The sequence below is a fragment of the Clostridium sp. L2-50 genome (assembly GCF_000154245.1).
Lineage (GTDB): Bacteria > Bacillota > Clostridia > Lachnospirales > Lachnospiraceae > Coprococcus.
In genome coordinates, this window is the sequence record NZ_DS480315.1 from 1 (window position 1) to 807 (window position 807).

An 807-nucleotide genomic window follows, 5' to 3' on the forward strand; every position below is an offset into this window, starting at 1 on the left:
TCCAATCTCTTTCTCGCTTATCTTTCGAACCTCTCAGGATAAGTCTTCGACCTATTAGTATCTGTCAGCTGAATGCGTTACCGCACTTACACCTCAGACCTATCAACCTCGTAGTCTTCAAGGGGTCTTATTTCTTTAAAGAATGGGATATCTAATCTTGAGGGGGGCTTCACGCTTAGATGCCTTCAGCGTTTATCCCTGCCGGACTTGGCTACTCTGCCATGCTGTTGGTCAACAACAGATACACCAGCGGTCCGTCCATCCCGGTCCTCTCGTACTAAGGACAGCTCCTCTCAAATATCCTACGCCCACGCCGGATAGGGACCGAACTGTCTCACGACGTTCTGAACCCAGCTCGCGTACCGCTTTAATGGGCGAACAGCCCAACCCTTGGAACCTGCTACAGCTCCAGGATGCGATGAGCCGACATCGAGGTGCCAAACCACTCCGTCGATGTGAACTCTTGGGAGTGATAAGCCTGTTATCCCCAGGGTAGCTTTTATCCGTTGAGCGATGGCAATCCCACGTTATACCACCGGATCACTAAGTCCTACTTTCGTACCTGCTCCACCCGTCGGTGTCGCAGTCAAGCTCCCTTCTGCCTTTGCACTCTTCGAATGGTTTCCGACCATTCTGAGGGAACCTTTGAGCGCCTCCGAGACCCTTTCGGAGGCGACCGCCCCTTACAAACTCCCCGTCAGACATTGTCCCCCAGACGGGTCACGGCTGCCGGTTAGAGACCCAGCACTGTCCTGTTGGTCATCCACACGCTGCCGCGTATGACACTGTACTGCATCATTCCTAACT

Annotated in this window: 1 other annotated feature (only partly in view). The window is 53.3% G+C overall.

The window, feature by feature from the left end:
- Positions 1–35 precede the first annotated feature (35 nt).
- Positions 36–807 (reverse strand) — a sequence feature (23S ribosomal RNA rRNA prediction is too short); it runs 233 nt beyond the window's last position.